Origin of the sequence: Luteolibacter sp., assembly GCF_039920825.1 — a bacterium.
In the GTDB taxonomy this organism is placed as follows: domain Bacteria; phylum Verrucomicrobiota; class Verrucomicrobiia; order Verrucomicrobiales; family Akkermansiaceae; genus Luteolibacter.
In genome coordinates, this window is sequence record NZ_JBDSCX010000008.1 from 1 (window position 1) to 24,863 (window position 24,863).

Sequence of the window (24,863 nt, forward strand, 5' to 3'; positions counted from 1 at the left end):
TACTTCCAATTGGGACGGGCGGAAGACCCATCGTTCACGGTCAAAGTCCTCACGGTGAGCGCGGTATGGCCCGGAGCCACGGCTCAGGAAATGCAAGATCTGGTGGCGGAGCCATTGGAAAAAAGACTTCAGGAACTGCGCTGGTATGATCGTGTGGAAACCACCACGCGTCCCGGCCTGGCATTAATGATGTTGCAACTGAGCGACAAAACTCCACCCAAGGAAGTCCTCGAACAATTTTACCAAGCGCGGAAAAAGCTGGGTGATGAAGCCCGTAAATTGCCGCAGGGCGCCATGGGACCTTTCGTCAACGACGAGTATTCGGATGTCTCATTTGCGATTTATTCGGTGGAAGCTCCGGGTCTTCCCCTCCGGGAACTAACACGCATCACCGAGGATCTACGGCAAAGATTCCTGCACGTTCCGGGCGTCAAAAAAGTGGATATTTCCGGAGAGCAGCAGGAGAGGATTTTTGTAGATTTCTCCTTCCAGAAACTAACCACGCTAGGCATCTCTCCAACGGAAATTTTCTCCGCTCTCTCGCGGCAGAATGCGATGACACCAGCAGGATCGGTGGACACGAACGGAGCACAGGTGTTTGTCCGTCTCGACGGGGCCTACACCGACATCGAAAAAATCCGCAACACTCCCATCGTAACCGACAAGCAGAGCTTCAAGCTCTCGGACATCGCGGAGGTCAAGAGAGGCTACGAAGACCCGGCAACCTATGTGATCCGGCATAATGGCGAACAGGCAATGCTGCTGAGTGTCGTCATGCACGATGGCTGGAACGGATTGAAACTGGGGAAATCCCTCCAAGCGGAAAGCGATAAGATTTCCTCCGATCTGCCCGCAGGAGTTAGCCTGAAAAAAATCACGGACCAGGCCGTCAACATCAGCTCGGCGGTGAACGAATTCATGATCAAATTCGCGATGGCGGTATGCGTGGTGATGTTAGTTAGTCTGCTTAGCCTCGGATGGAGGGTTGGAATCATCGTCGTGGCGGCCATTCCCCTGACCTTGGGCGCGGTGTTTGTCGTCATGATGGTGACGGACCGTGTCTTCGATCGAATCACATTGGGAGCACTCATCGTCTCGCTTGGACTGTTAGTGGATGATGCCATCATCGCCATCGAGTCCATGGTGGTGAAGATGGAGGAGGGAATGGATCGTATCCCGGCCGCGGCCTCCGCCTGGAGCCACACCGCAGGGCCCATGCTCGCCGGAACATTGGTAACCGTGATCGGATTTCTACCCGTCGGTTTCGCCCGCTCGACCGCTGGTGAGTATGCCGGAAACATCTTCTGGATCGTTGGATTCTCATTGATCGCCTCGTGGATCGTGGCGGTGATTTTCACCCCCTACCTCGGCGTGAAACTTCTGCCGAAAATTAAAACCGTGGAGGGCGGCCATGCGGCGATCTACTCGACTCCGGGATACCGGCGGCTTCGTGGAATTATCACTTGGTGTGTGAAGAGGAAATACACGGTCGCCGGAGTTACACTCGCAACATTTCTCATGTCCGGTGCTGGTATGGCAATCGTGAAGAAACAGTTTTTCCCAAATTCCGACCGGCCTGAATTGCTAGTTGAGGTCCAGCTTCCACAGGGAACCAGTATCGAGACGACCAGTGCGGCGGCCAAAAAAGTCGAGCAATGGCTCTCGAAACAACCCGAATCGAAAATCGTGACTTCATATATCGGAGCCGGAGCTCCACGGTTTTTCTTCTCCTACAATCCGGAGTTGCCCGATCCATCGTTCGCAAAAATCATAGTTCTAACTCCCGATGCGAGAGCCCGGGATCACCTCAAAGTGCGGCTTCGCCAAGCTGCCACCGATGGTCTGGCTCCGGACGCGAGGATTCGCGTCACCCAGTTGGTGTTCGGCCCCTACTCTCCCTACCCCGTCGCGTTCCGGGTGATGGGACCCGATCCGCAAAAGATTCGAAAAATCGCAAACGATGTCGAAAAAATCATGCGCGATGATCCGAGCATGCGCACGGTCAACGTGGACTGGGGCGACCGCGCTCCCAAGGTTCATTTTGCCCTGGACCAAGAGCGACTCCAGCTCATCGGGCTTTCACCCGAAGAGACCGCGCAGCAACTGCAATTTCTCCTCACCGGCCTCACCATCACCCAAGTTCGAGAGGACATTCGGACTGTGAACATCGTGGCGAGAAGCGCGGGACCCGAGCGATTGGATCCAACAAAGCTGGAGGATTTCACCCTCACCTCCCGCGACGGAAAGGCGATTCCTTTGAGCCAAATCGGAAAAGTGGAAATACGCCCCGAGGATCCGCTCATCAAACGGCGGGACCGTGTTTCCACCATCACCGTGCGCGGCGACAACGTCGAGTCCACCCAGCCGCCGGACGTGTCTAACGCACTTTGGGCGAAGCTTGAACCACTGCGGAAATCACTGCCGGAGAACTACAGGGTCGAAATGGCGGGCTCCATCGAAGAAGCGCAGAAAGCCAACTCGGCACTCGCTCCGCTTTTCCCGATCATGTTGTTGTTCATGATGGCGGTGATCATCATCCAGGTGCGTTCTTTCTCCGGGATGTGGATGGTGTTGCTAACTGGCCCGCTTGGACTCATCGGCGCGGTGCCGACGCTGCTCATTTTTCAACAACCCTTCGGATTCAACGCCATTCTCGGCTTGATCGGGCTGTCGGGAATTCTGATGCGCAACACGCTCATCCTGATCGGCCAGATTCATACCAATCAGGAAGAAGGACTCGATCTCTATCACGCGATTATCGAAGCCACCGTTCAGCGCTCAAGGCCCGTGATCCTAACCGCACTGGCCGCCGTGCTGGCATTTATTCCGCTCACCCACTCGGTGTTCTGGGGATCCATGGCCTATGCACTGATCGGAGGAACTGCCGTCGGCACGTTCTTGACCCTGGCCTTCCTGCCCGCGCTCTACGCCATCTGGTTCCGTGCGAGCCGCACCGAAGTGAGTCATTCCGGACATCCGCAGGGAGACGACTCCAATTTGCAGCCACGGTGACTTTCTGTTCAAATCGCATTCACCGCTTCCTCGCCGCTGCAGTATCTGAAAAATATCCGTCTCCACAAGGCGCGGATGCTGATGGTCCACGAAGGCACCACCGCCGCAGTCGCCGCACGGGAAGTGGGTTACGAAAGGGCCTCGCAGTTCAGCCACGAATTCAAGCGCTACTTCGGCGACGGCCCGGCGTCGGAAGCCAGCCGCCTGCGCGAGGCATTGATGCGCTTCTGACGCTTGATCGCGCACTCCCGGTCTGTAAGATCGTGGCATGGCGTTCGAGCAGGCTTTCCAACAAGCATTCATCTATCTGGCGGCCGCGATTGTGGCGGTGCTTTTGGGGAAACAAATCCGCCTCGGTGCGGTGCTGGGATACCTGATCATCGGCGCGGCGATCGGACCATGGGGACTTCATTTGATGGGAAACGAGGGCGAGCAGATCACCCACTTCGCGGAGTTTGGAGTCGTCGTGATGCTGTTTCTCATCGGCTTGGAACTCCGCCCGACAATGCTATGGAAAATGCGGCATCACTTGCTCGGCTTGGGATCGCTCCAAGTCGGACTGTGCGCGCTCGGTGTCGCCGGACTCGCCTGTGCTTTCGGAGTTCAATTCAAACCGGCCATCGCCATCGGCCTGATCCTCGCGATGTCGAGTACCGCCATCGTCCTGCAAACGCTGGCGGAAAAGGGCCTTCTGCACACCGAGGCCGGGCAGAACTCTTTCGCGGTGCTTCTTTTCCAAGACATCGCCGTCATCCCGATCATCGCGCTGATGCCATTGTTAGGAAACGGCGGCAGAGCCTTGAACAACCATGGCGCTTCGAACGCGTGGATGGCTCACTGGCCGGGTTGGGCCCAGGCACTGACCACTATCGGGGCCGTCGCGCTGATCGTCGCCGTCGCACAAATCGGAATGCGACGGATGTTCCAAGCCATCGCCCGCACCCATCAGCGGGAAGCGTTCACCGGAGCCGCGCTGCTGCTGGTGATCGGCGTCGCGCTGCTGATGACGAAGGTTGGGCTTTCCCCGGCGCTCGGCGCGTTCATCGCGGGCGTGGTCCTTGCTAGCAGTGAATTCCGCCACGAGCTTGAAAGCGACCTCGATCCGTTCAAGGGAATTTTGTTAGGACTTTTTTTCCTCGGCGTGGGAGCAGGTATCGATTTCGGCTACATCCGCGATCACCTGGGACTCGTCATCGGCGGAGCGCTGGGGCTGATCGTGGTGAAAGGTGGCATTTTGTATGGCCTCTCGATGCTGAAAGAAAGGCGCACGAACTCCGCCCTGCTATTCGCCGCTTCGCTTGCCGCGGGGGGTGAATTCGCTTTCGTGCTCATCACGCTTTCCTTGTCCTCCGGTGTTTTCAGCGTGGCAACAGGCCGGGCGGTCGTTGTGATCGTCGCACTTTCGATGGCCACCACTCCCCTGCTGATCCTCGCGGCGCAGCACATCATTTCCCGCGTCCCTGAATCATCGAAACCGGAGCCCGAATCCGACGCAACCGACGAAGGAAATCCGGTGATCATCTGCGGCTTCGGCCGGTTCGGCCACGCCATCGGCCGCCTGCTTCGTTCGCGGGGTTTTGATTGCACGGTGCTCGATCACGACACCGATCAGGTCGAGTTGCTGCGCTCCCTCGGCGTCCCGATTTTCTACGGGGATGCGAGCCGCCCGGAACTCCTAACAATCGCAGGAGCCGCGCGCGCGAAAATCCTCGTCATCGCGCTCAAAGACGCCGACACCACGCTGAAGATCGTGAAAAATGCCCGCCGCCATCATCCGCATTTGAAAATCTTCGTCCGCGCTTACAGCCGGATCGAAGCTTACGAATACCTCAATGCCGGCGAAGATCTCATTTATCGGGACACTCTCGATTCCTCCATCCGCCTCGGCATCGACGTCTTGAAAATGTTAGGCGAATCCGACGAAGCCGCGGATCGCGCAAGCCGGCTCTACCGCGAGCGGGACGAAGTCATGGTCCGGGAAATGGCCAAGCATCGAATCGATTCAAAGGAATTTTTCACCGCCGCCAAGGAGGCGCACCGCAGCCTGAACGAACTGATGCGCAGCGACATCGCCACCGGCCAGGCAACCTCCACCCAAGGCACGAATTCCGCCGGGGCCCAAGAGCAATAACGGGTGATTCCTGATTTTTTGTCGCCGGATCGTAAATCCTTCTTTTGAATCAATACCAATGACCCTCCCCCACCTGACATTCGCCGCGCCTCCGCTTCTTGATTTCGCAGCCGTGGACGAAAACGATGCGGTTAGGCGCACGGCGGACCTTCTTGCGATCGGTTCGGGAATCACGAATTTTGGTGGATTTGTGGACGCCGTGATCGACCGGCAGCGGATCAATCCGCCGCTTCTCGGCAACGGGGTGGCGATTCCCCACGCCCGCACCGTGCTTGCCAGCGAGATCGTGTGCGTGGCGGCGCGATGTGCCAGCCCCATTCCGTTCGGCCCCGAGGCTGAGCCGGTTCGTCTGATTTTCCTGTTGGGCATCCCGCCGCACCGGATCAGCGAATATCTCGAACTCATGTCGGTCCTGGTGAAACGGTTGCGCGATCCGGAGGTTCTGAACGGCTTGCTGACGGCGGAAACACCGGAGGAATTCACCCGATTACTCGCCTGAGTGTTCGTTAGATAACCCAATCGTCACACCTCTCTTACGACATCGCCCGCGAGTTGATCCGGGCTCGCGGCGGCGAGCTGTTATCGAGTCTCGCCGAACCCGATTGGGTCCCGTTTGAACTCCGCCCGCCGTCAGGTGTTGGCGCGGGATAAACCTCTGGCCGTTCCAATCGGGACGAATGCTCCGCGGAATCCGGGAGCTATTCCCCGCCTGACTTGATCCGGGTGATCAGCCAGGTCTGGCTATGGCTGCTAGGAAGATGCACCCAGACGCGGGTATTGGGTTCCGTAAGATTCGCGAGCCCCGTTTCGATGACGATGTTGTCACTGCCGCCGATGTTGAAGGCGACGCGTTGTGAATTGGTATCCACGCTGCCGCCGATCGGCAGGACATTGCCCTGCGGCCAGTTCACATAAACTCCGGCGATGTTTCCCGCAGCGTCCATCGCGAGCTGGATGGCGTGGTTCGAGGTCTTTTGTTTCATGCTGGAGGAAACGGCGAAGGTTCCTAACGGAAACCAACCCGGCCGCTCGGCGATGCCTTCGGGATGCGTGTTGGCGAGAGCGCGGGCGGACGTTACAAAATCCTCGTAGGACGAAACCGCCTGGCCGTTGACATAGATGACATCGTTTTTGAAAGTGATGTTGCGATCATTCACATACTTGAACGGCTTGATGGCATTCCTCATTCCGAGCACGCGGATCAATTCATTCCACGGCGAGCCCTGCCACCAGGCGGAGGCCGGCTTGTCGGCGTAATAGCGGCTCGTCCCGTCGAGAACATCCGGGTGCGCGGTCCACCAATCCTTGGTGAAAAGATCCGGCGGGCGGGACTCGGCCGAGGTCACCGCCCCCAGGGACCAATCCCGGTCCTCGGCGTCCTGTTGCGCGATGGCCGGAGCAGTGACATTTGATGGATACCCGGTGGCGGCGGTGAGATTTCCCGACACTTTTCCCAAACGCGTTCCGGTGTCGCCTTCGAAAAATCGCGACGTCGCCGGATCGTTCATCGCGGCCTCGCGGTTTTGCAGGCGGCGCTGCTGAGCCTGTTCGTTTAGCGCCGCATTCTCATTGATCGGAATAGCTCCCTCCCCCACGCGGACGGCATCTTCTCCCACCGAAACTCCGCTCTTTCCCGCAGGAACCGCATCTTCACCGGCGGGAATCCCGTCCTTGCCAGTGGGAACCGCGTCCTCGCCCGCCGGAGTTCCGTTCTTGCCCGTCGGGACCGCACCTTCACCCGCTGAAATTCCGTTTTTGCCCGCCGGAACCGCCCCCTCCCCCACACGGATTCCCCCTTTCGACAACGGCACCGCCCCTTCACCGATCGGCACCGCATCCTCTCCCGCCGGACTCGCGTCTTCCGCGACAGGAACCGCGTGCTCACCCACCGGAACCGCGTTTTCCCCGACCGGAGTTCCCAGTTTTTTGAGAGGAACGCCCTGCGCCGATATCAATCCGGGTTGGGAAACGCACAAGGCGCCGAAAACTCCGGCGATCATTTTCAGACGAGTAACGGATGGTTTCATAACAATTCGATTTACCATCATTTCTATTTCGGAAATCCCCCTGAAGTGAAGGAAATTCCAACTGCCACGGAGACAACGCGCCTCCATGACACGGCTTCCGTTGAAAATCTGCTGGCCATCCCATCCGGGGTCTCGCTATCTCCCAAGAAACCTATGCCCGAGATTATCAAGCCGGATTTATCAGGTGTGCGGCGGATCAACGTGGTCGGCAGCAGCGGCAGCGGAAAATCCACCTTCAGCAACGCCTTGGCAAACATCCTGCAAGTCCGTCACATCGAGATGGATGCCCTTTTCTGGGGACCCGATTGGCATTGGCCATCGGATGAGGAGTTTTTCGGAAAACTTCGCGCGGCCGTTTCGAAGGAAAACTGGGTTCTTGATGGCAACTACAACCGGACGATTGATATCAAGTGGGAGGAAGTCGATATGGTCGTCTGGTTGGACCCCGGTTTTCCGACGACTTTTTTCCGATCCGTGAAGCGCGCGTTCAAGCGTTCGCTCACCCGGGAGGAAATCTGGGAAGGAACCGGCAACCGCGAATCGTTCAGGAAAAGCTTCTTCAGCAACGACTCGATCATCCTCTGGTCGGTTACGAATTTCCGCTCCATCCGACGGAAATACGAGGCGTTGTCGGTGGAGGAAAAGTATTCCCACATCCGGTTTGTCAGACTGAAAACACCATCCGAAACGGAAGCGTTCCTGAAAATCGTTAGGGAGCATCACAAACCGGCAAGTGACAAGCCCGCGCTAACAGCATAGCGTCGGGCGATTCGGCAAATCGCTCCTACTGGAACTCCTGCGAACTCACCATTGGAGCCGGATGGCCGTTGTTGTATTCCAGCCCGATAAACGACCCGGCATTCACCCGCACGGTTGGCGATCCGGAAAACCCGACACTTACGGATCCGCCGCCCGTGCAGTCGATGGTGAGTGCCAGCCAGATCGGATCCACGCCCTCCGTGATGTCCACCATCGCCGTATTTTCCACGCCGTTGCCGGGCGAAAGGGAAAGCGACGAGGCCTGCAAATTGCCGATCTGCATCGCCAGGCCTGAACCATCCGTCGGCGGACTGAGGTGCACGGCGGCGATCTGGCCGCTGCTGAAGTTGAAATGAGCGGGTCCGTTGCCGCTGATCCGGATTTCGAGAGTGATCATATTTTCGGGGGGATGACATCGTTAGGTGAAGCAGTCGAGATGCCAGCTTCCTCGTCCCCACCATATAAGAGCCCCGTATCTGTGATCCCCTCTACCCACCCCACACTCCCAAAATCCACTTGATGCCGGTGGAAAAATCGGAAAAATTCTTCTTCACCGCCCGCGTCGTGCGAGACATGCCAATGCAGTCGGGGCGTGGCGCAGACTGGTAGCGCGCCTCGTTCGGGACAAGAACAAGAGGGTTACTAGAGAGCGCTCCATCCCTCCCGGCTACTCAACACGCTGATCATGAGCACCTTCGCCATCATTTAGGACCACCTCATTTATCCCTAATATTCTCTTTTAGTCAGTCTCACCGTATAAAAAGACCGTATAATGAACCCAGAAGTCCTATTCAATCCGAGTTTCCTTGTCCGGGAACTTTCCATCCGTTATTCGGTTCTGAGCTCCTGACCATTCTTTCTCACCCCAAAGAAAATGCCAAACTTTCTCACGACAACTACGGCGGCCGCGAAATCCACTTGGAACGCTATCAGGTCAGTAGATCCGTCCCCCATTTCCCAGTCAAGTTCCGCCTCGGAGGCTTTCGTCCGTCATCAAAATAAGATGATGACCGCCAACCCAGAATATTTGCACCAATCGCTGAGAACGGATTCGAATTTCAATTAATCCTAAAAATAGTCGCTTAATAAGCAATTCCGAAAATGTTGAGATTGTTATTTTGGAACGTGAACAGAAAAGATTTATCTTCTGAAATTCGAGTTTTGGCGACTGAGCATCAGATCGACATACTGATACTTGCTGAAGATCCTGTTAGCACAGGCACCCGTCTTTCATCTCTAAACAAGGAGTTATCGAATTATTATATTACCCCTAGCGTATGTGAAAGGCTTAATATCTTCACATCGTTTGGCGATGCACTAATCAAATTGAAGAGAGAATCGAAGTATTTCACCATAAGAGAAATTTCGCTTCCGACGCATCAATCTTTTTTGCTTTGCGCGTTACACTGGAAAAGCCTGCGAAATCGGAGCCCCAGCAGCCAGAATAGCGCTCTCATCCAGCTTGCGCACGTTATTCGAGAAGAAGAAGACATGTGCGGACATCGCCGCACAATTGCAGTTGGTGATTTTAATTCCGAACCGTATTCTGATGGAATGACCGCTGCCAACGGAATGCATGCCGTGATGTGCAGGAACGTTGCTTCTCGCGGAGAACGCGAAGTTTCCCCATTCGGGGATTTCCCTTTTTTTTACAATCCGACTTGGAGCGTTTACGGAGACGATCGAGAATCCCCTCCTGGATCCTACTACTACAGAAGCTCGGAAGACAATTGCCAATTTTGGCATCTATTTGATCAAGTACTAGTGAGGCCACAACTACTTCCATTTCTGCCCAAGGACTCGACCCATGTCTTAACAAAAGCCGGCTCATCATCTCTAATCAGCGAACGAGGAATTCCGACCTCGTCAGACCACCTCCCAATACTATTGAACTTCGACCTACCAACAAAATAATATAATGACAACAGATACAGAATTCTGGCCTAACGATTTACTGGAAAATATACCAAGCACGCCTCGCCAAGTACTTGAAAGAGTAGCTGCACAACTAGGACCGAAGACGAGAAATTTAGTTCTTGCCGAGGTCAATACGAGAGCAGCCCAAAATGGTGGATTTCTTCACGATTTCTATCTCCGGGTTCCTTCTCTAAAATACAAATATGAACTTTTTAGCCTTTATCACGAAATATCCCTATATCCTGTTAATACACATGATTTTGAAGAAACAATAATTGACAATGAAGCTGAGCTAGAGAATTTCGTAAGGGAGAAAATCAATCACCCTGACACCATCAAGATTGTTCGTTCGTTAGTCGCACAGGCGACATTTGAAGAAGATTCGATACCATTTTGAAATTCGTTTATTTTTTTGGACTCTAGTCGCTATCCATTAAACCATATTTATATTAATTCATTTTCCCGTTTCGATTGTCTACTAACTCCATTGGTTTGCATTTTTCATAAGAACAATTATCGGGCCCAAATCCGGGAGTCTATCCGTAAAGAATCGTATTCGTCACAACGTCCTCGACGATCCTCTTTCGTTCCCGAAAATCCTGATTCCCCTTCCATCCAAAAGCATCGCGGAGGGCGCGGGCAACGGTCGCATGGTGCGACTCAACTTGAATGTTCGCCACCTTGGTCCAGTCCCAACATTTTCCAAATCCGGCCCATAGGCGCCATCGATTGAATCCGGAATCAACACGTTCGTCGCCACTGGCAATCCATTCCTTAGCCTCACGGGTTTTCCCGAAGAATGCGCTTCCCGGCTTCGGTAAATTTCCACCAAGGCAGCGGTTCGGCGGTTTTCAGGAAATGCTCCACCGCGAGGAAGGTGTAGAAAACACAGGGATCATGGCGTTTGCCCATGACCGGCGTGAGTTGGAGGTAAACGTCCAGCGGCGACCGCCGGGCGAACTCCTCCGCGTTGTGAATCCCGAGCGACCGGAGATCGTTGGCGATGCTTTTGCCGACATTCGGGAGATCTTCGAGCCGCGCGACGGCCGCATCCGGATGGATTTTCATGGATTTCAATGGATCGTGGAGCGGCGGCGGTTTCAAGGAATTTGAAGCGGCCGGGGAAGATTGAGGGGCTGGGATTCAGGGGCCGGGGGCTGGTGGGAAAATCCCATATCCGACCTCATGCCCCCGCTCACCAGCCTCTCCGAGTCAAAGCGTTCGCTGAATTTCCCCGCTTTTCGCTCCCCAGTCTTCCCGCCCCCCAAATTGAGGGGTTGCCAGCGGGGCCGCCAATTGGCATTGCAGGGCAGCTCTGCGGACTTTCAGAACCCGTGGTGTTTCCTTGCCTCCCATGAAACCGACACTCCTTGTTCTCGCAGCCGGAATGGGCAGCCGATACGGCGGCCTCAAGCAAATGGACCCGATGGGCCCGAATGGTGAAACCGTTCTCGACTATTCGGTCTATGACGCGATCCGCGCCGGCTTCGGACGCGTGATTTTCATCATCCGCGAGGATTTCGCCGAGGCTTTCAAACAGGGAGTCGGCGGACGTTTCGCCGACATGATCCAAGTGGACTACGCCTTCCAGAAACTCGATGACCTGCCGGAAGGTTTCGAGGTACCGGAAGGCCGTGCGAAACCCTGGGGCACCGCCCACGCCGTCCGTGCCGCACGCGATCTGGTGAAGGAGCCCTTCGCCGTGATCAATGCGGACGATTTCTACGGTCGCGACGCCTATGTCCGCGCTGCGGAATTCCTCGGAAATGCCAATACGGAATGCGAGAAAGCTCACTATGCGATGGTGGGCTATCCGCTCATCAACACCCTTTCCGACCACGGCGACGTGAACCGCGGCATCTGCACGCGTGACGAAGTCGGTCTCCTCCACAGCGTCGAGGAGTATGTGAAAATCGAACGCGAGGCCGATGGCATGGTTCGCGGAAATTCCCTCGACGGCAGCCGTCGCGAGGTGTGCGAGAAGTCACCGGTTTCCATGAATTTCTGGGCCTTCACCGCCTGTTTCATGGGGCAGCTGGAAAACGAGTTCTCCCATTTCATCCGTGAGTTCGGCCACATGGAAAAGTCCGAGTGTTACATTCCGACCGTGGTGGACGCGCTGATCCGCGCCGGTCATGCGGATTGCTCCTTGCTCGACACGACGAGCCACTGGTTCGGCGTCACCTACCCGGATGACAAGCCTCACGTCGTGGCATCGATCCGGGCACTGATCGCGGCGGGTGACTATCCTGCGGACCTTTCCCAAGCGGTGGTCCATGCATGACCTGCGCGCGATTTCGCTCCTGTTCGAGATGCGTGCCGACTTCGTCGATGCGCAGCCGTTCGGTTCGGGGCACATCAACGACACTTACTGCGCTTGGTATGACCAGGCCGGCTGCCGTGTCCGCTACATCCATCAGCGGATCAACCACAACGTTTTCAAGGACCCGATCAAGGTCATGGAAAACGTCGCCCGCGTCACCCGTCATGCGCTGGAGCAACTGCTGGCCAGTGGAAATCCCGAGGCCCACCGTCGCACGCTGACCTGCGTCCCCGCGCGCGATGGCAAGCCCTACGCCATTGACAAGGACGGCAACCTTTGGCGCACCTATCCGTTCATTGAGGGAGCGAAGGGCTATGATGAAATCGAGAGCAACGAGCAGGCCTATCAGGCGGCCCGCGCCTTCGGAGCTTTCCAACAACTCACCGCCGGACTCACCGGTGAGCGTCTCCACGAGACGATTCCCGATTTCCACCACACGGCGAAACGCCTCGAAGCTCTCGAAGCGGCGATCGCATGCAACGTGGCCGGCCGCGTATCCGGCGTCCAAACTGAGATCGATTTCGCCCGCGCCCGCGCCACGGACTGCTCGCGCATCACCTACCTCATCGCCTCCGGTGAAATCCCCGAGCGAGTCACCCATAACGACACCAAGCTCAACAACGTCCTGCTAGACGAAATTACGGCGGAAGGCATCTGCGTGATCGATCTCGACACCACCATGCCAGGCTGCGCGCTGTATGACTTCGGCGACATGGTCCGCGCCGCCGCGCCGACCACGCGGGAGGATGACCCGGATGTGACCCACATCGGCCTCCGCCTCGATCGCTTCGAGTCGTTGGTCACAGGCTACCTCTCCACCGCCACCTTCCTCAACGGGGCAGAGCGCGCCAACCTGGCATTCTCCGGCAAGCTGCTCACGCTCGAATGCGGCATCCGCTTCCTAACCGATCATTTGAACGGCGACACCTATTTCAAGATCAAGCGTCCCGGCCACAACCTCGACCGCTGCCGCAACCAGTTCGCCTTCGTCCGCGCGCTCGAAGAGAACATGGCGGCCATGGAGGAAATCGTCGCGAAAGCCCAATAAGGAGGGCGGACGCCCACGTCCGCCTGGCCAATGGGAGGAGAAAGAGACGAGCTTCGCACTTTTATTTCTCAGCACATGGGCTTCGTGGACGAGGCGTCCACGCTCCTTAAGGTGCAGCCCTCAACTGCAACACCCAGTCCCTCAGCGCAAGCACCTGCCCGTCCGTCAGCACCTCATGCCCCGGCATATCCGTGCCCGGCAGACCGAACTTGATCACGCGGGCCACCCGCAGTTCCAAGATCTCTCCCGCCGGAGTCCAGGCGAATGGTCCTGCTACCAGATTCGCGGGCTTTCTCGCGAGCTCCAGTGAGATAGGACCATTTCCCAATCCATTCGACCCGTGGCAGGTCGCGCAGTTAGTCGCGAAAAGTGATTTACCATCCGCCTCTTCCGCCGAGCCATGCGGCTGCCATTTGGAAGCGGTTTCCACAACACCTCCCATTTGATTTTCGCCCGCTTGCTTCAGATACCGCACAAGATCGTCGCCTTTTCCGCTTTCAAAAAGATGGGCATACGATGGCATCGCGCTTCCCGGAACAAAAACCTGCGGATTGATGAAATGCAGTTTCAGCCACGCCGCCGAGCGCCGCGCGCCGACATTCGTTAGATCCGGTCCTTGGCGGCGATTGCCAATCAATACCGGTTCCCCCTTGAACACATCACCGACGCTTTTCACCGGCCCCCAGTTCGCCACATCCAACGAATCAGGGCGGACGTATTGCGAGTGGCAGTGGATGCAGCCTTCCGATAGGTAAACCTGCCGCCCGCGTTCGAATGCATCACCGACCGGAGTGGTCGCGGTCTTCGGGAACAGCATCGCCGTCAGGATCACCGCCGCCACGGCGGCCGCCGACCTCCAGTGTTTCAAATCAGATAGAACCATCACCGCAACGACCAAAGCCCCCGATAGCGCGACAAACTCCGGCGGAACCCTTTGCAACGTTTGCGCCATGCCGATGCCGTTGGCCGAGCCGAACCAGCCGGCGATGGCGAACAACCATGCCGCCCGCCAACCGGCGCGCCGGGGTCCACTCACACCTGAAAACCAACCGGGCCAGGCCACCAGCGCCGCCGAATAGAGCGAAACTCCCGCCGGATAAAGCCACCCTGCGAGATCACGGGTGGATCCGCCGTTCACCGCCAGCGCCGCCACGGCAAGGATGGCCCACGCGAACGCCGGAAGCATCCGCGCCCCGCCGCGAGCGAGCCAGAATCCAGCGGCGATGGCGACTGATAGATGCACCGCGGCATTCCGCCACAGCAGTCCGGTTCCCCACGTGCCGTTCTTCAAGTCGGTCGAATGCTGGATGATGAAAAACGCCGCCGAGTCCATCCATACCAGCGCGGTGAACAAGGCGATGGCACCCCACAGCGGGAAAATTTTCTTCAACTCATGCTCCCGCCACTTCGTCAGCGACGGCACGGCTAACAAGCCAGCGATGGCGAAGCCCGTTCCCACGTATGCCTGTCCGACCGGAGTCTGCGTGAAGATCGCTGGAAAATTACAGACCGCGTAGCCCAGCCCGGTTCCCAGTCCCACCCACGCGACGCCGCACCATGCCGGAACCATCGCCGCGAGGCTCACGGTCGCCACGCCCAGCGCGGCACCGGTCGCAATGGCGATTCCCAACGCGCCAGGCATCGCATTCGCGAAAGGCGCGAGCACCGAGCTAACAGCAGCCAACGCCAGCGCGATCCGGACCATCGCCGGGCTCGCGCCACGCCATGCGGCAAGGAATCCGCCCGCGAATCCGGCGAGCGCCATCGATCCGAGCGCAACCTTTTCCTGCGTCAGACTCGCTCCGCCGGCCCGCAGGAGTTCGACAAACGCGAACTGCGCGAAGATCAGGAAATATCCGTAAACAGCAGCCACAACGACTGCGGCGCGGATCGCTGTGAGTTTCATTCAGGCACCTCCTTCCACCAACCCATGCGCAGGATGGCGATTTGAATTCCCCCGACCACGGCATCTGACAAACCGACGATTCCCCAAGGTATTGGCAGGATCCCGCCGAGGATTTTCGCCAGCAGAAACAATGCGACCAGAATTCTAACTATTGCAGTGAACGCCCAGACCGTCTCGCCGCGCGAGCGCCTGCCCAACGCCATGGCGTAGCTCAGCCCTACGGCGGTGATGAAAACCCCCATCCAACTGAGGAACACCAGCGCATCCGCGGACGGCGGCGCGATTCCTAACATCCGCAACACCAGTGCCGGTGCGGCGATGAGAAGGAGCCCGGTCACGGCATCCATCGATCCTACCGCGATGCTCCAGAATTTGAGAAAAGTGATCCGGTTCATTTGAGTTTCCATTGAATCAGCCACAATGCCGAAACCGAGAGCATGGTAAAACCACACGCACTCCGCACGGCCAATCCGACTTCCCGCCAGACGGGATGCGTCAACATCCACGAAGGTTCGGCCCCCTCTCGCCAGCCCATCCAGGCCAAGGTTAAAATCATCACGAACGCGGACAAATGCCACACCGCCACCGAGATCGGCCCGCCGACTTTCCTGCCGGTGAGCAGCACCGCCAGCAAGGCGCAGAACGAAGTGGTGAATCCCGCCATCGCAAGATGCGAATGGGCGACAAGGCCTTGGGTGAACTTGATTCGGTCGAGGATCCACGGGAAATACATCAGATAGGCGGTCAGCACCAGCAGCCCCCACCAGCCAAACATCGCCACCCGCCAGCCGCGTGCCGGTGCGGGCCAGTCAAATCCGGACCAGTCTCTCGCCAGCAACCACGCCCACGGCGGCATCAGCAGCAACGAAACATTCTGCCACCAGTCGAAGTGGGTGCCGCCGACAGCCTCGGCCACGCCGAAAAAGATCCAACAGAAAACGAAGTATGCCCACGTTCCCAGCCCCGCCCAGCCGATTCCAGTGCGGGCGACCACCCGCGGCAGCAACAGCATCAGGCCGACAACGATCAGTGAAGAACCTAACAAACTTGATCCGGTCGGGCCGCCGGTCAGCCGGTCCACCGGCGGATACGTCTTCGGAGACGCTGTCAGGATGATCGCGGCCGGAACCAGCGCCAGTCCGACCAGACCGCCGAGCGATACCTTCCGTTTCAACTTTCTCCAACCGCGCGACCGTTCCCGCCACGAAATCGTTAGAACCATCCAAAGAACCACCAGCGCGAGGACGAACGCCCACAGCGCGCCGTCTTTCCAATCGAGGAAAATCTTGCCCCCAGTTTCGCCGTTCAGCCAGTGTATGGCTCCCATCACCAAAGCCGCGGTCCATGCCCAGACCGCCGCCGGTGCCCATGCGGCGAATTTGCTCTGATTCACCTCATACATCGAGAAAAGCCATGCGACCAGCGGCAGCGCCGTCCAGCCGTAGAGCTGCACGTTCAAATGCACCGGCACCCAGCGACCGTAGGTCAGAGCGCCTAACTGCCACTCGGGCTTGAGCAGGAGCAGCGACAGATAGAGCCCGACCGCATTTCCCGCCACCAGCCAGCCAAAGGCGTGTTTCACCGCGGTGGTGACACCTTCGTCTTCCGGAGCCGACGGGCTTGGGAGCATCAGTTGGAAAATCCTTCGATCCTGCCATCACGCATCTTCACCGTGCGGTCGCAGCGGCTGGCGAGGTCCGGATCGTGCGTCGCAAAGACCAGCGTCCGGCCACGCGAGCGCACCAGTTCGATCAACAGTTCAAACACTTTTTCCCGGTTCTTCTCGTCGAGCGCGCCGGTCGGCTCGTCGCAAAGCAACAACTCCGGATCGTTCATCAGCGAGCGGACCAAGGCACCGCGCTGGCGTTCGCCACCGGAGAGTTCTCGCACCCGCTGGTTGAGCCGGTGATCGACGCCGGTCGCCACCGCCAGCTCCCGCAGGCGGACCATGCTGTCGGCGCGGTTGCCGCCGGCGGCGATCACCGGAACCATGCAGTTCTCCGCCAGTGTTAGATCCGGCATCAGGTGATGGAACTGGAAAACATAGCCGATGTGGTGGCGCAGCAGATCGACGCGGGTGGATTCCTTCACCACGTCGAATCCGGAAACGCGGACATTCCCACGATCCACTTCCTCAAGGCCGGAAATCACGTTGAGCAAGGTCGATTTCCCGCAACCGGACGTGCCGCACAACGCGACAATCTCGCCTTTGGGAACGGTGAGCGCCACGCCCTTGAGCACCTCGATGCGCCCGCGGTCGAAACTCTTCCAGACATCCTCCACCAATACTTGTGTGTTCATCGTTGTTCCTTTCGTTATTCAAATCTCAATGCCTGCGCCGGATTGAGGCGGGAGGCATACCAGGCCGGATACATCGCTCCGGCGAGCGCGGTCACCACCGCCAGCGTCATCGCGCCGACGGCTTCCTTCCAGCCGATGTTAGGTTCGATATAGCCCTGCAACATAGGGACCATCTTGAGCAACCGCAGCCCGGCCATGCTCAGCCCCCAGCCGACAACCGTGCCGATGGCGGAGACCAGCAGCGACTCGCCGAAAATCATCAGCGCCACCTGCGCGCGCGAGAACCCGCAGACACGGGCGATGGCGATTTCCTTGATCCGGGTAAAAACCGATAGAATCATCGTGTTGGTCACGCTGAGCCCGCCTAGCAGAAACGCGCAGCCACCAACGACCCACGCGGTGGTCTTGATGATGCGGAACTGCGAATAGGTCTGGTTGAATTCCTTGTTCTCCAGCGCCGTCAGTTTTTCGTGGCGTGCCGCCATCCAGGATTTCACCTCGGCAGCCTTGTGCCCGGACTGGAGCGCGACGGTCACCACCGAGCAGACGCCTTCCTTGTGGAAAGCCTTCTGACAGGCGGACAGCGGCATGAACACACCGCCGTTTTCAAATCCGTTTTCGAGACGCACCACGCCGGCGACGGGATAGGTTCCCTGACCGAGTTCGATGGTGCCGCCTTCTTTCGCATTGAGGAAATCCGCCGCCCTCTCGCCGAGAACCACGCCCACTCCGTTGTCGGTGAAATCCCTGGCGCGGCCTTGCAGCCACTGGCCTTTGTGCAAACGGCTGTCCGAGGCACGAATGCCGAAACAGGTGATCACCGGACGGTCCGGCGCGGAGATGATCGCGAAAAGCACCGGCTGCGCTTCCCTAACGAATGGCTGCGATTCCAACTCGCCCACCACCTCCTGCGGGACATTGCTGAAGAAAAGATCCGAGACGTTTTTCTCGAACACGACCATCTCCGAGTTGCTGCTCAGGATGCGCTCGAACATTTTCACCGCTCCGCCTAACAACCCAACCACACTCAGCATCGTCGCCACTCCCAACGCGATCCCGGTTGCTCCGATCGCCGTGCGGACGCGATGCCGCCGCAGGTTGGTGAAAATCATGCGCCAAAGACTCATTCCCTTTTTCTGTAAAAATCAGATCACTGCCGAGAGAAGCGACGAATCCGTATCCGCGGCGGATACCGGCGTCGGCACTTTTAGCATTTCAAGCATCATCCAGCGGTCCGCCGGACCGGGTAGCGTAGCCTGCACGCGGTCGCCGGTATCGCTCAGGCGTCGGAAACGTCGTAATGCCGCGGGAAGTCCCTCGGCGATCACGAAATTCGGCCTGCCGAGCGCTTCATCGCGACCCGCTGTTTTTCCGAAATCCTCTTCGGCCGAAAGCACGTCCTTCAAATCGTCCGCCGCCTGATAGGCGAGTCCGCGTAGCAGCGCGACGCGGTCGAGAATCTGGATTTCACGCGGCGTTCCACGACCGACGATGGCCGGAAGAACCAAGGTCAAACGAAGCAGGTCACCGGTTTTCCGCGCGGCGACTTCGGAGACTTCGGCAGCGCTTTGTTCGCCGCGCCAACCGCGCAAATCATAGGCTTGTCCGCCGATCACCCCACCGATTCCGAGTCGAGCATCCACCCATTCTCCGGCAGTCGCGCGCCGCTGGGGATTCGCCTGATGAATGCCCTGCCAGATCATTGAGTAGGCACGGTTGATCACGGCCAATGCGGTCAACATTGCGACGGCCTCGCCGTGGACGACGTGGATACAGGCCGCGCCGCGCCGGGTGCGGGCATCATCCATCGCCGGGAGGTCGTCGAAAACCAGCGATGCGGTATGAAGGTATTCGATCCCGCAGGCCATCGCGCGCGCGGATTGCTCGGGGACTCCCATCTCGATTCCTGTCAGGTAGGCAGTCACCGCCCGGACCAGAGATCCCGGCCTCGCCAGAATATCGCTCAATGCCGCAGCCATTCGCGGTTCGACGCAGTCCAAGCGGCCCATACCGTTGGAAAAGCTTCCTTGCATCAGCGTGTGGGCACATCCCGCACGCCTGCGCCACCAAATCTCCGGAGTCATAATAGAATTTATTCAGTTAGTTACTATTTTACTTTCCCGACCAGATGGAACCGCACCATGAGCTGGGGATCCACGGTCATGACCGCCATCGAACGGATGAGCGGCAGTTTGAAATTCTGATAGTCCATGCCGGCCTTGCCGTCGATGGTCACCCAGCCGCCTTCATGTTTCACGGTGTAGTGGAAGCCGAGGGTTTTGGAAGCGCCGTTCATGGTGAGCGAGCCCTGGGCACTGCCGCCGTCGGATTTTTCATCCCAGGATTTATCAAATGAGAACGTGCCCTTCGGCTTGCCGCCGCCGAGCCATTTGATCATTTCCACGTCGCGCTTCTCGTCGCCGGTTTTGAGATCGTTGAAGTCCCATGACAGTTCAAGTTTCGTCGGCTTGGCGGTGGTGGCGTCGCCTTCCGCCTTGACGGTGAATTTCTGCAAGTTTCCGGTGAAGGCATGACCGGTGGCTTTGGCATCGACCTGGATCCGGCTGCGGGCCGGATCGATTTCGACCGTCGCCGCCCGAACCGAGAACGCGGATAAAACGATTCCGCCAGCGACGGTGATGAGGATTGTTTTCATCGGAAAGTGAACCTAGGTTCGGCGGGAAAGCGTCACCAAACAACCCTTTGTTGAATTTCCAAACGGATTGTTACCAATTCAGAATCCCCACCAAATCATCATGAAATCGTGTCTCATCAAGAGAATCACCCTCACCCTGGCGGCGACGATTTTCGGAGCCCTCACGGCGTTTTCGGCACCTTATGAAAAAGGTCAGGCCGTGGAAGCCTTCACCGCGAAGGACCAGTTCGACAACGCCTTCATCTTCAAGCCCGCGGAGACTCGTTTCCTGCTCGTCAGCTATGACATGGAGACCGGCAAAAAGGCAAACGCCGCTCTCACCGCCCTTGGAAAAGACTATCTCCCATCCAAGAAGGCCGTCTATGTGGCGAACATTTTCGGGATGCCGGGGATCGGCCGCATGTTCGCGATTCCGAAGATGAAGAAATACAGCCACCGCATCATCCTTACCGACGACGCCGCGTTGATCGCCCGTTTTCCTGAGCAAAAAGGCAAGGTCGCAGTCCTCGCGCTCTCGGGTGGCAAGATTACTTCTATCAGCTACTGGACGCCGGAAGCGGAACCGGTGGATGGCTTGCTGAAGTAAGCAAAACGCGGTGATGACCATTCAGCCGAATACGAGATGGATCATTGGCGGCGGATGCTGTCTGGCCTTCCTCGGAGCCGCAGTGAATGCGTGCTTTCTTCTTCGTCTCGGCACTTCGGTCAGCCACCTAACGGGTGACGTCTCCAAGGTGGCGATGAATGCGGTGGAGGGCCGCAGCCACTTGTCCGCGGGAGCGATCAATCTCCTCACCGCCGCCATCGGCTTCGTGATGGGTGCGGCGACTTCCGGTTATTTCATCCACCATCCGGGCATCGAGTTTGATCGCCCTTACGGAAGGTCGATCATCGCCATCGGAGTCTGTCTGGCGGGAGCCCATTTCTCGTTCAACGCCTCGCCATCGCTATCGATCATCCTCGCGAGTTTCGCCTGTGGATTTCAGAACGCCTTGGCCACCCACTACCGTGGAATGGTCCTGCGCACGACCCACGTTACCGGTCTGCTAACCGACTTGGGCACTCATCTCGGGATGCGCCTGCGCGGGCATGAGATCGCCCGGTGGAAATTACTCATCCCCACCTTTCTGGTTCTGAGTTTTTTCGCGGGAGCCCTGTTCGGCACCGCACTCGTCGTCGTCCTGAAACTCCCGGCCCTGCTGATCCTGGCAGGGATTTATATCGCGGGCGGAACGGGGTGGACGCTCTACAAGCATCTCCATCTGAAGGGCGGATCCACGTAGCAATCGGTCTAACTTTCCGCCAGGATCTCCCATTGCGTGCCGACAGCGGCGACCTCGAAACATCCGGCCGGAACGCCGTGTTCGCGCAAAGCGCGGCTTAACAAAATCGGCGGTTCCCCGGCGGGTTCATCGGTGAGCCGGAACGTCCCCCAATGCATCGCCACCGCGCGGCGGCATTGGCTTTCCAGAAACGCCCGCACCGCTTCCTCGGGCTTCATGTGCATCGCCCGCATGATCCGCCGCGGAAGGTAGGCGCCGATGGGGATCATCCCGAAGTCGATGGGTCCGTGGCGTTCGCCGATTTCCGAAAATGCCGGACAATACCCGCTGTCGCCTGCGTGCCAGAGCTTGCAGCCGAGGCCTTCCAACAGCCAGCCGCACCAGTGGCCGTGGTTCCGGTCCCATGGGGTTCTCGCTGTGAAGTGTTGCGCCGGAGTTGATGTTAGATTGATGCCTGAAAAAATCTCCCGCCGCTCGTTCCATGCGAGTTCGGTGACATCGGAAAAGCCATTTCCTGTTAGCCATGCCGCATGGCCTTCAGCGATGACGATGGGAGTGTGCCTGCCGATTTCCCGCAGCGTTGGCAGATCGAGATGATCGTAGTGCCCGTGGGTCAGCAAGATCGCGTCGATTTTCGGCAACTCGGAAATGGCGAACGGCGTGGCCACCATCCGCCGCAGTCCCGGGAGCGGCAGGGGCGCGCAGAATTCAGAGAACACCGGATCAATCAGCAGCGACCGGCCACCGCCTTGCAGCAGAAAGGAAGCATGGCCGATCCAAGTCACCCGCCAGCCGACTTGTGGCGGAGTCGCGATCTCAGCCGACGCCACCACCCGCCGCTCCGCCGGTGAATCCGGGGCATCCGGCAGCTCGGGAGTTTCCTGCGGACCCCATTTCAGTTTCCACCGCAGGATGTCGAGGAAGCCATGCTCGTCATGTGGCCACGGATTTCGAAAAAGGCTCATCGTCTGTCGAGAAGTGGAACCCACGATGGGCTCGAGCGCACATGAAAAAATCAAGGTCCACCTCTCACCTTTGGAAAAGAACCACAAAACCCCGCGCTTGAATCTTCCGCCATCAGCGGCGAGAAGTCCGCGCATGAACTTCGATTTCGACACCCTGATCCCCCGTCGTGGCACCGGCTGCATCAAGTATGACCGCCGGCCCGAGCTCGATCCGTTCTGGGTCGCGGACATGGATTTCGCCTCCGCGCCGGTGATACTGGAAGCGCTGCACAAGCGCGTGGACCACGGCATTTTCGGCTACGCCCAGCCACATGCAGGGTTGAACGAAGCCGTCATCGACTATCTGCGCGACCGCCGCGGCGCGACCGTACCATTGGACCACATCATCCACCTCGGCGGGCTCGTTCCCGCGCTTTCCCTTTCCGCCCGTGCTTTCTGCAAGTCCGGCGACGCGGTGATGACCTGCACGCCCGTCTATCCGCCGTTCATCGGCGTCCATCACGATGCCCATGTCGATCTCATCACTGTGGATCACGTTCTGACCGACGGACAGTGGGCCTTCGATTGGGAAGCCATGGAAAACTCCGTCACAGCCGAGACAAAGATCTTTCTGCTCTGCAATCCGCAGAATCCGTTAGGTCGTGTGTTCACCGCGGCGGAAGTCACCCGGCTCGCGGAATTCTGCGAGGCGCACGACCTGGTCCTCGTTTCGGATGAGATCCATTGCGACCTCATCTTCGACGAATCCGCCACGCCCCATTTCTCGGCAGTCAATCTCCCGGAAAACCTCGCAAAGCACACCATCGCGCTGCTTTCTCCCAGCAAAACCTGGAACATCGCCGGGCTGGGTTACGCCTTCGCCGTTATCCCCGACGACACCATCCGCCGCAAGTTCGCCGGAGTCCGCGGTCACACGCTCAGCGAGATCAACGCCCTCTCCTACTACGCCGCCGAGGCTGCCTACCGCCACGGCGAGCCATGGCGGTTGGAGCTGATGGCCTATCTGAAATCCAACCGCGACACCCTTGTCGAGTTCATCAACACGCGTTGCCCACGCCTGTCCGTTGCTCCCGGCGAAGCCACTTATCTCGCCTGGATTGACGCGCGCAAGATGGGAGTCAAGCATCCTGCCCAACACTTCGAGGAAAAAGCAGGACTCTTTCTATCGGAAGGCTCTTACTTCGGCTGGCCCGGCTGGATCCGCTTCAACTTCGGTTGCCCACGGGCACGGATGTTGGAGGGGCTGGAGAAGATCGTAGGCGCGCTTTAAGTCGCTTATCAGCCGACAGAAACCAACTCATCGTTTAAAATTGCACTCGAGGTTTCGAAAGACAACATGTCAGAGGTTATGAAAGCGATCCCACTGCTTTTACTTTCCTTGCTGTCCGTGCGCTCGGAAGTCGAATATCAACTCGACCCCGACCACGACAGTTCATTCACGATCAGAGTGGTCGATGGACAACTCGTATGCGGATCGGATGTGATAAGGCCACGGGTCCCCATCGTGGTTACAGTCACTAACGAGCAGAATGAACCCGTAAAAGGGGCGATAGCCGCAATCAAACGGATCGAACCCGATGGCTATACCGAAGAGGACGTCAAAAACACGAAGAATTCCTCCACTGACGAAGCCGGGCATATCACGTTGTATTGCTCTTGTGGCATTGACAACTCGGCCTCCGATAAGCCGAAGCTTCAAATCATCGGGGCGATCACTGTGGTCGCAGACGGCTATGAAACCAAAGCGATCGAATTGGAGCAATACTACGCGGGGATGGAAGTTCGGCCTGATGATCGGGCCGCACTTGCGGCTCATCTTGTGCTGAAGAAAAAAGTGCCGAAAGACCAATAGCCGCAAGGGAGAGCGGCTTGTCTCGGTTCACGGATCGCCGCGCCTTGGGAACATCACCGCAACGAATCCTGGCGCCGGGGGTTTCCCCCCCATCATGAAAACCCTCGCCCTCTTCCTTGCCGCCGGGCTGTGCGGCCTTTCGAATCTCCGCGCCGCCGAACCAGCCAAGCCCGCCGTCACGCTCACCGTGAAGCAGCAGATTCTTGATACCGATCACGACCTGCGCGGCAAACAGGGCAGTTCCCGGCAGAAAACCCTGACCCTGCGTGTTGAGATCGTGAACGCCACTTCCGCCCTCGTCGCCGAGTCCGAACTTGCCGGAGACGCACTTGTCACCCGTGCCGGAGACGCGAATGAAAAGGTCGTTAAGGAATCGCTCGGCACGATGAAGGTTCCCGCCATGAAGCCGAACGAGAGACTCACACTCGAACTCGGCAAAATCGAGCTCCGTGAAATCGAATGGCGCAACCGCAAGTTCGAGGAGACCCTCGAGGAGTGGCAGGTCACCTGCTCGCAAGGGACGGTCAAAATTGGCAAAGCGGTTAGTAGCGATCATTACGCGACTTTGCTTAAGGAAGTCGTGCCGCCAGCCAAGAAGAAGGGCCCAGTCAACCCAAAACCGCGCAAAGTCCCGAAGCCTTGAACGTGAGCATATAAGTCCAAGAGCAACGACCACACTGTCG

The 24,863-nt window shown here is 58.1% G+C and carries 23 protein-coding genes and 1 pseudogene; 13 read left to right on the forward strand and 11 right to left on the reverse strand.

Annotation, left to right across the window (positions count from 1 at the left end):
- The 4 genes and pseudogenes from ABIQ96_RS01170 to ABIQ96_RS01185 form a co-directional block, all read left to right on the forward strand.
- Nucleotides 1-3,012 (forward strand): efflux RND transporter permease subunit (locus ABIQ96_RS01170; RefSeq protein ID WP_348212698.1); only part of this gene is annotated, 3,012 nt, incomplete at its 5' end.
- Between the two features lie 15 nt (nt 3,013-3,027).
- A pseudogene (locus ABIQ96_RS01175) lies at nt 3,028-3,243 on the forward strand (AraC family transcriptional regulator); the annotation flags it as partial.
- Nucleotides 3,244-3,280: 37 nt separating this feature from the next.
- The gene (locus tag ABIQ96_RS01180) at nt 3,281-5,143 is read left to right on the forward strand and encodes a cation:proton antiporter (RefSeq protein WP_348212699.1); all 1,863 of its coding nucleotides are present in this window, start codon (nt 3,281-3,283) and stop codon (nt 5,141-5,143) included.
- Between the two features lie 58 nt (nt 5,144-5,201).
- Nucleotides 5,202-5,642, forward strand: coding sequence for a PTS sugar transporter subunit IIA (locus ABIQ96_RS01185; RefSeq protein ID WP_348212700.1), 441 nt, complete (start codon nt 5,202-5,204; stop codon nt 5,640-5,642).
- 199 nt (nt 5,643-5,841) lie between these two features.
- Here the strand turns inward: ABIQ96_RS01185 and ABIQ96_RS01190 are convergent, their stop codons facing one another.
- The gene (locus tag ABIQ96_RS01190) at nt 5,842-7,170 is read right to left on the reverse strand and encodes a hypothetical protein (RefSeq protein WP_348212701.1); all 1,329 of its coding nucleotides are present in this window, start codon (nt 7,168-7,170) and stop codon (nt 5,842-5,844) included.
- Between the two features lie 153 nt (nt 7,171-7,323).
- Between ABIQ96_RS01190 and ABIQ96_RS01195 the strand changes: the two genes are divergently transcribed.
- Nucleotides 7,324-7,929, forward strand: a complete 606-nt coding sequence (locus tag ABIQ96_RS01195; protein ID WP_348212702.1) for an adenylate kinase — start codon at nt 7,324-7,326, stop codon at nt 7,927-7,929.
- Between the two features lie 25 nt (nt 7,930-7,954).
- On the opposite strand, the gene ABIQ96_RS01200 is transcribed toward ABIQ96_RS01195, so the two are convergent.
- Entirely contained in the window at nt 7,955-8,326 is a 372-nt protein-coding gene (locus ABIQ96_RS01200) for a hypothetical protein (RefSeq protein ID WP_348212703.1), read from the reverse strand.
- A 1,521-nt stretch (nt 8,327-9,847) separates the two neighbouring features.
- Here ABIQ96_RS01200 and ABIQ96_RS01205 point away from each other — a divergent pair.
- Nucleotides 9,848-10,243 (forward strand): hypothetical protein, encoded by a 396-nt coding sequence (locus ABIQ96_RS01205; RefSeq protein WP_348212704.1) that lies wholly within the window; start codon nt 9,848-9,850, stop codon nt 10,241-10,243.
- Between the two features lie 383 nt (nt 10,244-10,626).
- Here ABIQ96_RS01205 and ABIQ96_RS01210 read toward each other — a convergent pair whose 3' ends face one another.
- Nucleotides 10,627-10,914: a helix-hairpin-helix domain-containing protein gene (locus ABIQ96_RS01210; RefSeq protein ID WP_348212705.1), complete on the reverse strand. Its 288-nt coding sequence runs from the start codon at nt 10,912-10,914 to the stop codon at nt 10,627-10,629.
- A gap of 286 nt (nt 10,915-11,200) precedes the next feature.
- Between ABIQ96_RS01210 and ABIQ96_RS01215 the strand changes: the two genes are divergently transcribed.
- A complete protein-coding gene (locus ABIQ96_RS01215) occupies nt 11,201-12,130 on the forward strand; it encodes a sugar phosphate nucleotidyltransferase (protein WP_348212706.1) in 930 nt (309 codons plus the stop codon).
- Complete coding sequence (locus ABIQ96_RS01220; RefSeq protein WP_348212707.1) at nt 12,123-13,217, forward strand: aminoglycoside phosphotransferase family protein; 1,095 nt, start codon at nt 12,123-12,125, stop codon at nt 13,215-13,217. The genes ABIQ96_RS01215 and ABIQ96_RS01220 overlap by 8 nt, the downstream gene beginning before the upstream one ends.
- 106 nt (nt 13,218-13,323) lie before the next feature.
- Here the strand turns inward: ABIQ96_RS01220 and ABIQ96_RS01225 are convergent, their stop codons facing one another.
- The 7 genes from ABIQ96_RS01225 to ABIQ96_RS01255 are packed head-to-tail and all read right to left on the reverse strand — an operon-like array spanning nt 13,324 to nt 20,080.
- Nucleotides 13,324-15,123, reverse strand: a complete 1,800-nt coding sequence (locus ABIQ96_RS01225; RefSeq protein ID WP_348212708.1) for a cbb3-type cytochrome c oxidase subunit II — start codon at nt 15,121-15,123, stop codon at nt 13,324-13,326.
- Complete coding sequence (locus ABIQ96_RS01230) at nt 15,120-15,518, reverse strand: hypothetical protein (RefSeq protein WP_348212709.1); 399 nt, start codon at nt 15,516-15,518, stop codon at nt 15,120-15,122. The genes ABIQ96_RS01225 and ABIQ96_RS01230 overlap by 4 nt, the downstream gene beginning before the upstream one ends.
- On the reverse strand, nt 15,515-16,753 hold the full coding sequence (locus tag ABIQ96_RS01235) for a hypothetical protein (RefSeq protein ID WP_348212710.1): 1,239 nt from the start codon (nt 16,751-16,753) through the stop codon (nt 15,515-15,517). The genes ABIQ96_RS01230 and ABIQ96_RS01235 overlap by 4 nt, the downstream gene beginning before the upstream one ends.
- Nucleotides 16,753-17,424: an ABC transporter ATP-binding protein gene (locus tag ABIQ96_RS01240; RefSeq protein ID WP_348212711.1), complete on the reverse strand. Its 672-nt coding sequence runs from the start codon at nt 17,422-17,424 to the stop codon at nt 16,753-16,755. Before ABIQ96_RS01240 ends, ABIQ96_RS01235 begins: the two co-directional genes overlap by 1 nt.
- A 14-nt stretch (nt 17,425-17,438) precedes the next feature.
- Nucleotides 17,439-18,551 carry an FtsX-like permease family protein gene (locus ABIQ96_RS01245; RefSeq protein ID WP_348212712.1) on the reverse strand — a complete coding sequence of 371 codons (1,113 nt, stop codon included), beginning with the start codon at nt 18,549-18,551 and terminating at the stop codon, nt 17,439-17,441.
- A gap of 18 nt (nt 18,552-18,569) precedes the next feature.
- Nucleotides 18,570-19,508, reverse strand: coding sequence for a polyprenyl synthetase family protein (locus ABIQ96_RS01250; RefSeq protein ID WP_348212713.1), 939 nt, complete (start codon nt 19,506-19,508; stop codon nt 18,570-18,572).
- Nucleotides 19,509-19,531: 23 nt separating this feature from the next.
- The gene (locus tag ABIQ96_RS01255) at nt 19,532-20,080 is read right to left on the reverse strand and encodes a YceI family protein (RefSeq protein ID WP_348212714.1); all 549 of its coding nucleotides are present in this window, start codon (nt 20,078-20,080) and stop codon (nt 19,532-19,534) included.
- Between the two features lie 100 nt (nt 20,081-20,180).
- On the opposite strand from ABIQ96_RS01255, the gene ABIQ96_RS01260 reads away from it, so the two are divergent.
- Together ABIQ96_RS01260 and ABIQ96_RS01265 are read left to right on the forward strand one after the other, a co-directional pair.
- Entirely contained in the window at nt 20,181-20,666 is a 486-nt protein-coding gene (locus ABIQ96_RS01260; RefSeq protein WP_348212715.1) for a hypothetical protein, read from the forward strand.
- A 13-nt stretch (nt 20,667-20,679) separates the two neighbouring features.
- Nucleotides 20,680-21,363, forward strand: a complete 684-nt coding sequence (locus ABIQ96_RS01265; protein WP_348212716.1) for a YoaK family protein — start codon at nt 20,680-20,682, stop codon at nt 21,361-21,363.
- Nucleotides 21,364-21,371: 8 nt separating this feature from the next.
- Here ABIQ96_RS01265 and ABIQ96_RS01270 read toward each other — a convergent pair whose 3' ends face one another.
- Nucleotides 21,372-22,328: an MBL fold metallo-hydrolase gene (locus ABIQ96_RS01270; protein WP_348212717.1), complete on the reverse strand. Its 957-nt coding sequence runs from the start codon at nt 22,326-22,328 to the stop codon at nt 21,372-21,374.
- Between the two features lie 133 nt (nt 22,329-22,461).
- Here ABIQ96_RS01270 and ABIQ96_RS01275 point away from each other — a divergent pair, with 133 nt between their 5' ends.
- The 3 genes from ABIQ96_RS01275 to ABIQ96_RS01285 all read left to right on the forward strand — a co-directional run bounded on the left by ABIQ96_RS01275 (nt 22,462) and on the right by ABIQ96_RS01285 (nt 24,823).
- Nucleotides 22,462-23,598, forward strand: a complete 1,137-nt coding sequence (locus ABIQ96_RS01275) for a PatB family C-S lyase (protein ID WP_348212718.1) — start codon at nt 22,462-22,464, stop codon at nt 23,596-23,598.
- Nucleotides 23,599-23,676: 78 nt separating this feature from the next.
- A complete protein-coding gene (locus tag ABIQ96_RS01280) occupies nt 23,677-24,180 on the forward strand; it encodes a hypothetical protein (protein WP_348212719.1) in 504 nt (167 codons plus the stop codon).
- A 94-nt stretch (nt 24,181-24,274) separates the two neighbouring features.
- Nucleotides 24,275-24,823: a hypothetical protein gene (locus ABIQ96_RS01285; RefSeq protein WP_348212720.1), complete on the forward strand. Its 549-nt coding sequence runs from the start codon at nt 24,275-24,277 to the stop codon at nt 24,821-24,823.
- Nucleotides 24,824-24,863 lie beyond the last annotated feature (40 nt).

Coding starts and splice junctions, on each gene's coding strand:
- ABIQ96_RS01180 (WP_348212699.1), top strand. CDS start 3,281: ATGGCGTTCGAGCAGGCTTTCCAACAAGCATTCATCTATCTGGCGGCC.
- ABIQ96_RS01185 (WP_348212700.1), top strand. CDS start 5,202: ATGACCCTCCCCCACCTGACATTCGCCGCGCCTCCGCTTCTTGATTTC.
- ABIQ96_RS01190 (WP_348212701.1), bottom strand. CDS start 7,170: ATGAAACCATCCGTTACTCGTCTGAAAATGATCGCCGGAGTTTTCGGC.
- ABIQ96_RS01195 (WP_348212702.1), top strand. CDS start 7,324: ATGCCCGAGATTATCAAGCCGGATTTATCAGGTGTGCGGCGGATCAAC.
- ABIQ96_RS01200 (WP_348212703.1), bottom strand. CDS start 8,326: ATGATCACTCTCGAAATCCGGATCAGCGGCAACGGACCCGCTCATTTC.
- ABIQ96_RS01205 (WP_348212704.1), top strand. CDS start 9,848: ATGACAACAGATACAGAATTCTGGCCTAACGATTTACTGGAAAATATA.
- ABIQ96_RS01210 (WP_348212705.1), bottom strand. CDS start 10,914: ATGAAAATCCATCCGGATGCGGCCGTCGCGCGGCTCGAAGATCTCCCG.
- ABIQ96_RS01215 (WP_348212706.1), top strand. CDS start 11,201: ATGAAACCGACACTCCTTGTTCTCGCAGCCGGAATGGGCAGCCGATAC.
- ABIQ96_RS01220 (WP_348212707.1), top strand. CDS start 12,123: ATGCATGACCTGCGCGCGATTTCGCTCCTGTTCGAGATGCGTGCCGAC.
- ABIQ96_RS01225 (WP_348212708.1), bottom strand. CDS start 15,123: ATGAAACTCACAGCGATCCGCGCCGCAGTCGTTGTGGCTGCTGTTTAC.
- ABIQ96_RS01230 (WP_348212709.1), bottom strand. CDS start 15,518: ATGAACCGGATCACTTTTCTCAAATTCTGGAGCATCGCGGTAGGATCG.
- ABIQ96_RS01235 (WP_348212710.1), bottom strand. CDS start 16,753: ATGCTCCCAAGCCCGTCGGCTCCGGAAGACGAAGGTGTCACCACCGCG.
- ABIQ96_RS01240 (WP_348212711.1), bottom strand. CDS start 17,424: ATGAACACACAAGTATTGGTGGAGGATGTCTGGAAGAGTTTCGACCGC.
- ABIQ96_RS01245 (WP_348212712.1), bottom strand. CDS start 18,551: ATGAGTCTTTGGCGCATGATTTTCACCAACCTGCGGCGGCATCGCGTC.
- ABIQ96_RS01250 (WP_348212713.1), bottom strand. CDS start 19,508: ATGACTCCGGAGATTTGGTGGCGCAGGCGTGCGGGATGTGCCCACACG.
- ABIQ96_RS01255 (WP_348212714.1), bottom strand. CDS start 20,080: ATGAAAACAATCCTCATCACCGTCGCTGGCGGAATCGTTTTATCCGCG.
- ABIQ96_RS01260 (WP_348212715.1), top strand. CDS start 20,181: ATGAAATCGTGTCTCATCAAGAGAATCACCCTCACCCTGGCGGCGACG.
- ABIQ96_RS01265 (WP_348212716.1), top strand. CDS start 20,680: ATGACCATTCAGCCGAATACGAGATGGATCATTGGCGGCGGATGCTGT.
- ABIQ96_RS01270 (WP_348212717.1), bottom strand. CDS start 22,328: ATGAGCCTTTTTCGAAATCCGTGGCCACATGACGAGCATGGCTTCCTC.
- ABIQ96_RS01275 (WP_348212718.1), top strand. CDS start 22,462: ATGAACTTCGATTTCGACACCCTGATCCCCCGTCGTGGCACCGGCTGC.
- ABIQ96_RS01280 (WP_348212719.1), top strand. CDS start 23,677: ATGAAAGCGATCCCACTGCTTTTACTTTCCTTGCTGTCCGTGCGCTCG.
- ABIQ96_RS01285 (WP_348212720.1), top strand. CDS start 24,275: ATGAAAACCCTCGCCCTCTTCCTTGCCGCCGGGCTGTGCGGCCTTTCG.